We start from the raw sequence: 4,890 nt of genomic DNA, 5'->3' as shown, positions 1-4,890 counted from the left end.
AACAAACCCCCAAACCAGCGCGGGCAACCCCGCTCCCACAGGTTTAGCGCCGACTTCAAAATGGCGCAGTACTTTGTGGGAGCGGGCTTGCCCGCGAAGGCGTCCGTTCAGACACCGCTAAAACAGTTGATCAGCTTTCAGCAATCAACCAATCCATCTGCCACCCACCCTGAGTCTGCCCAAGCTTCTTCGACAACCACGGCAGCAGCTCACGCAATTCTTCCTCCAGCCCCCACGGCGGATTGGCAATCGCCATCCCCGAGCCGTTGAGGCTGTTCGGCGTATCCAGCGGATGCACCAGCAGTTCCACGCGCAGCAACTTCGGCGCACCGGTACCAGCCAGATCCTGATAGAAACGTCGCAGCGCACGCTGGTCCTTTACCGGGTACCAGATCGCCGCCACGGTTTGGCGCATCCGGCCAATCGCTTCTTTCAGCGACGCCGCACACTTTTGCATCTCGTCGAGCTGCTCGAACGGCGGATCGATCAACATCACCGCACGCTTCTCCTGCACCGGCAGCATCGCCCGCGCCACATGCCAGCCCTCGCCCAGATGCACTTTCACCCGACGGTCACCGGCCATGTTCTCTTTGAGCTGCACGCCGTCTTCCGGGTGTTTCTCGTTGAGCATCACCCGATCCTGCGGCCGGGTCAGACGCCGCGCCAACTCCGGCGAACCCGGGTAGTAGCGCAACTGGCCATCCGGGTTCATCTCGTGCAGCACCTTCATGTAGTCGGCGGTCAGCGCCGGCAGATCCGGCTGATCCCACAAACGCGCAATGCCTTCCAGGTACTCGCCGGTACGGTTGGCCTGATCACCCTGCAAGTCATACAAACCGATACCGGCGTGCGTGTCGAGATAGGCAAACGGCTGCTCCTTGCGCGACATCAGCGCGATGAGGCGGGTCAAGGTCAGGTGTTTGAACACATCGGCGTGATTGCCGGCATGGAAGGCGTGACGATAATTCATGGCTGCTCCTGCGAAGGGCGCAAAGTTTACCTTTTACCGGGCGGCAAGTCAGGGGTTGGCGGCCGAGCGGACCTCAACAGCAAAGATCGCAGCCTTCGGCAGCTCCTACACGGGATTGGCGTTCCCCCCTGTAGGAGCTGCCGAAGGCTGCGATCTTTTGCCCTTGCCTTTGTGGCGAGGGGATTCATCCCCGATGGGCTGCGCAGCGGCCCCAAGACCTCAATCCCCCATTTCGTCTGACACCGCGACAACCGGGTTGCGGCTGCTACGCAGCCGAGCGGGAGCAAGCTCCCTCGCCACAAAAACGCTCTCAGGCTTAAAGGGACAGGTTGCCGAGGCGTTTGCCAATCACATCCAGCACATCACAGCCGTCACGCAGCGGAATGGCGCAGAGCATGGCGAAGTCGCTGAGGATGATCGAGTCGCATTCGACCGAGCCGCGCATGCACATGTTTTCCAGCACTTGAATCACGGCGCGGATGCGGTGGTTGGCGGCGTCCATGAGGATGTCGAGGGGGACTTGGGTGTCGATGAACAGAGTGGGCATGTCGCTGCAATTGCCGGTCAGGGCCATGAAGCGATTATCGGGATGGGGGATGATTTTTTCGTAGGGTGGGTCGGGTTTAAGCATCGTCATGTTTTCTACCATGGATGTGAAAATGAACTGCCTCGCTCCTTCCTACGGGATCGGGTGGCAGCTGTGCACGGGAGTAGGAACCGACCCATGGAATTCGGCCACGCCAAAGCGTGCCCCGCACACAGCCGCCGCTAAAGATATTGCTGGCACAAGTTACATGTCGCAATTAAATCAACAGCGCTGATGCACCATAGGTAACGGGTTCCTACACCCTGTCACCACTCTCGCGGTGACAACGAAAAGACTATCCCCGCAACCCACCGCCCACCAGTTCATGAAATCCGCCGCAACTCGCGGGAAATTTCCGAAGCCTTCGCCCGGAAATTTCACTCCGCTTCGTCCTGCAAATATGCCAATAACGCCGATTGCGACGATTCTTCCGACGCCGAAACCTGAAAAAACTGCTGAACCTTGCAGCGCAACACAGCCTGCGGAAACGCCTCGTACAGCGCCGGATGCTCCTCGCTCAGCCACTGCAGCGCATTCCCGATCCGGACTGAATTCCCTGCTGAAGCCAGCACTGACTCAGGCACTTTCCACCAGGGAAACACCCGCCCTGAAACCTGCGCCCTGCCCCCGATATCCACGGCCTGTCCATTGATCAAGCCGCGCGAGATCACCGGCATCAACTGCGCAGATTGCACTTCATCGGACTGCAGGATCGGCAACAAAAACCGCCCATCCCAGAAGCGAAAAAACACCGCTGCGCCGTCCGGCATCAGCACTTGAGTCAGGCTGCGAAAGTGCTCAACTACCACCTCCAGGCTCGCCGAGGACACCGCCAACCACCCCCAGTCGCGAGACTCGGTACTCGCCACCCAGTCGAGAAACTCACTGTCCGCCGCGACAATTCCCACGAAGGGCATCACCGCATCCCACTCGGCGTAGATCGTCTCTGCCCAGATCGGGCTCGGTGCAACCAGCGGAGGCCTGGCGTCGCTGGCGCTACTGAAGATCGCGAACAGTTGCTCCGCAGGTTTCAGCGGTTCACGCGCCAACCACTCTGCAGGTGTGAGGCACTCAAGCTGCACAGACACCGTCCTTGCAACGCTCGCACTCTTCGCAGAATGGTGCATCACCTTTAAAGCTCATGATTTGCGCAGCAGTGAGCATGGCCGCTGGTGCTGCTGCGAGTTTTACCGGCAACCCCGGCACACTCGGCGCCGCGCTCATCGCCGCCATTGGCGCCCCACCCACGACAATCGGCACGCTACTGAAAATCCCGCCGGGGCCGATGTTGATCCATTGCCCGCCGGCCTGAATCGTCGCGCTCGCGCCACCGTCGATCACCACTTGTTGCCCGGCACTGACGTGAATTTGTGCGCTCGCACTGGTTGCCTGACTACTCACCCGAATATGCCGATCACCAATAACCGTGAGGTGATCGTCCTGTTTCACTTCGGTCTGGCGCTGGCCGTGGGTGATGCGCTGCTCGTCAGCCTTGAGTTCATGGCTGGCAAGGCCAGTGACGACAATGCTGCGCTGGTTGTCGACCTGCACCTGCTGGTCGTGCAGGACATGCTGCGTCCAGTTGCGCTGGGCGCGCAGGTAGATTTCTTCGGCGCCCTTTTTGTCCTCGATGCGCAGCTCGTTGTAACCGCCACCACCGGGGCTGCTCTGGCTGCGGAAGATGCTGCGGGTCTGGTCGGCGGGCAGGTCCAGCGGCAGCGGAGTTGCGGCGTTTGGCAGGCAACCCATCACCAACGGTTTGTCGGCATCAGCGTCGATGAAACCGACCAGCACTTCCATGCCGACCCGCGGGATCAGCACGCTGCCGTAATGATCATGCGCCCAACCCGTGGCAACGCGCAGCCAGCAACTGGAATGCTCGTTGAGCTCGCCGTCACGATCCCAGGCCAGTTGCACCTTGACCCGGCCGTACTCGTCGCAATGGATTTCCGTGTCTTGCGGCCCGGTGACCACGGCCGGTTGATAACCGGGCATGCGCGGTTTTTCCGGCCCCAACGCCGGACGAAAGAACACCTCCCACGGCGTGGCAAGAAAGGTATTACGGTAACCCTGGAATGTTTCCCCATCGCTGGTCACCGATTCCTCCAGCACTTGCGGCTGTCGGCCATGATGCTCGATGGCGGTGAGCAGCCACAGGTCATTCCAGTCCTGGCGCGGATGCTCGCTCAGTTGCAGGAAATGTCCGCAAACCAGTGCGGATACGTCGCTGATGCCCTCAGCCTGACGGTAGTCGGCGACATGCCTTTCCAGCGTACGTTGCGCCAGTTGCCTGCCGGTTTCTCGATCGTTGAATTGGCCGGGAAAGTGATAGTCCTCGAGCACCGGGCGCTGCTCACTGTCGCTGCGGCTTTGCAGTTGCAGTCGCGGCTTTTCGAAGTTGTAGTCGCGCCGGGTGACCACGCTGGTGCGAGTCTCCACCCGGACGTTGAAGCGCTTGATGGCCGGCGCCGTCGACGCCATGCCGCTACCCGGCAGATACAGCGTCGGTTCGGCCAGGCGCGGAAACACCGTTTGATCGTCGCCGAACACCAGCACATGCCCCTCCGGGCTGTGCTGAAAGTGGTAATGAATGCCGACCTCGGCACACAGGCGCTGGATGAACGCCAGATCGCTCTCGGCGTATTGCACGCAATATTCCCGCACCGGGTAATCGCTGCCGAGGCGGAACTCGAAGGCATCGCGCAGGATTGCGTGATCCTTGAGGATCTGCGCGACGATCTGCGGAACCGTCTGATGCTGAAAAATCCGCTGGTTGATGCGGTGACCGAGGTAGGTCAGACGCGACACCAGGCTCAGGTGGTAGCGCGTCAGACGTTTCCCGGAATCGCCCTGCCCGACCTGATAAATCTGACCATGAATGCCGCTGCCATCTGCATCGAAGCTAAGAAACGCCTGACGGTGCAGCAGGCTTTCGAGGTCCAGATCCGGACGCTCACTGACCAGTTCCAGCTCGAAACGAAACGGTTGGCTGATGGCTTCCTTGCCCGTGAACTCAAGGACTTTGAGATCAACTTGGGCGCCTTCGAGGGTCAACGTGAAACGCGGTTGATTGGCAGGCGCGAACATCCGATGTCTCTCTGCAGATTGAGGGCGGGCGATTCTGCATGAGGGGCAAGAGGTGTTGGGTGGGTGACGGGAAAATCAGATTTGCCCTACTTTTCCTGTCGAAAAAGCCTTCGAAAATCGGCGCATGCGACTACAGACAACCCTCTCAAACTCACCACCGATCTCCTGTGGGAGCGGGCTTGCTCGCGAATGCGGTGGGTCAAATGAAATCAATGTCGACTGGCACGACCCTTTCGCGAGCAAGCCC

At 60.2% G+C, this 4,890-nt stretch carries 4 protein-coding genes; all 4 read right to left on the bottom strand.

Annotated features, from left to right (window positions below):
- Window positions 1-130: 130 nt before the first annotated feature.
- Window positions 131-970, bottom strand: coding sequence for a 23S rRNA (adenine(2030)-N(6))-methyltransferase RlmJ (rlmJ, locus tag QMX91_RS28975; protein WP_003220988.1), 840 nt, complete (start codon window positions 968-970; stop codon window positions 131-133).
- 316 nt (window positions 971-1,286) lie between these two features.
- Window positions 1,287-1,607 (bottom strand): hypothetical protein, encoded by a 321-nt coding sequence (locus QMX91_RS28970; protein WP_097087106.1) that lies wholly within the window; start codon window positions 1,605-1,607, stop codon window positions 1,287-1,289.
- A gap of 326 nt (window positions 1,608-1,933) precedes the next feature.
- Window positions 1,934-2,638: a DUF4123 domain-containing protein gene (locus QMX91_RS28965; RefSeq protein ID WP_098966876.1), complete on the bottom strand. Its 705-nt coding sequence runs from the start codon at window positions 2,636-2,638 to the stop codon at window positions 1,934-1,936.
- A complete protein-coding gene (locus QMX91_RS28960; RefSeq protein WP_282413764.1) occupies window positions 2,628-4,643 on the bottom strand; it encodes a type VI secretion system tip protein VgrG in 2,016 nt (671 codons plus the stop codon). The genes QMX91_RS28965 and QMX91_RS28960 overlap by 11 nt, the downstream gene beginning before the upstream one ends.
- Window positions 4,644-4,890 lie beyond the last annotated feature (247 nt).

Source organism: Pseudomonas sp. PS01299 (genome assembly GCF_029960145.1).
GTDB lineage: Bacteria > Pseudomonadota > Gammaproteobacteria > Pseudomonadales > Pseudomonadaceae > Aquipseudomonas > Aquipseudomonas putida_A.
This window is presented reverse-complemented; position numbering and strand designations above follow the sequence as displayed.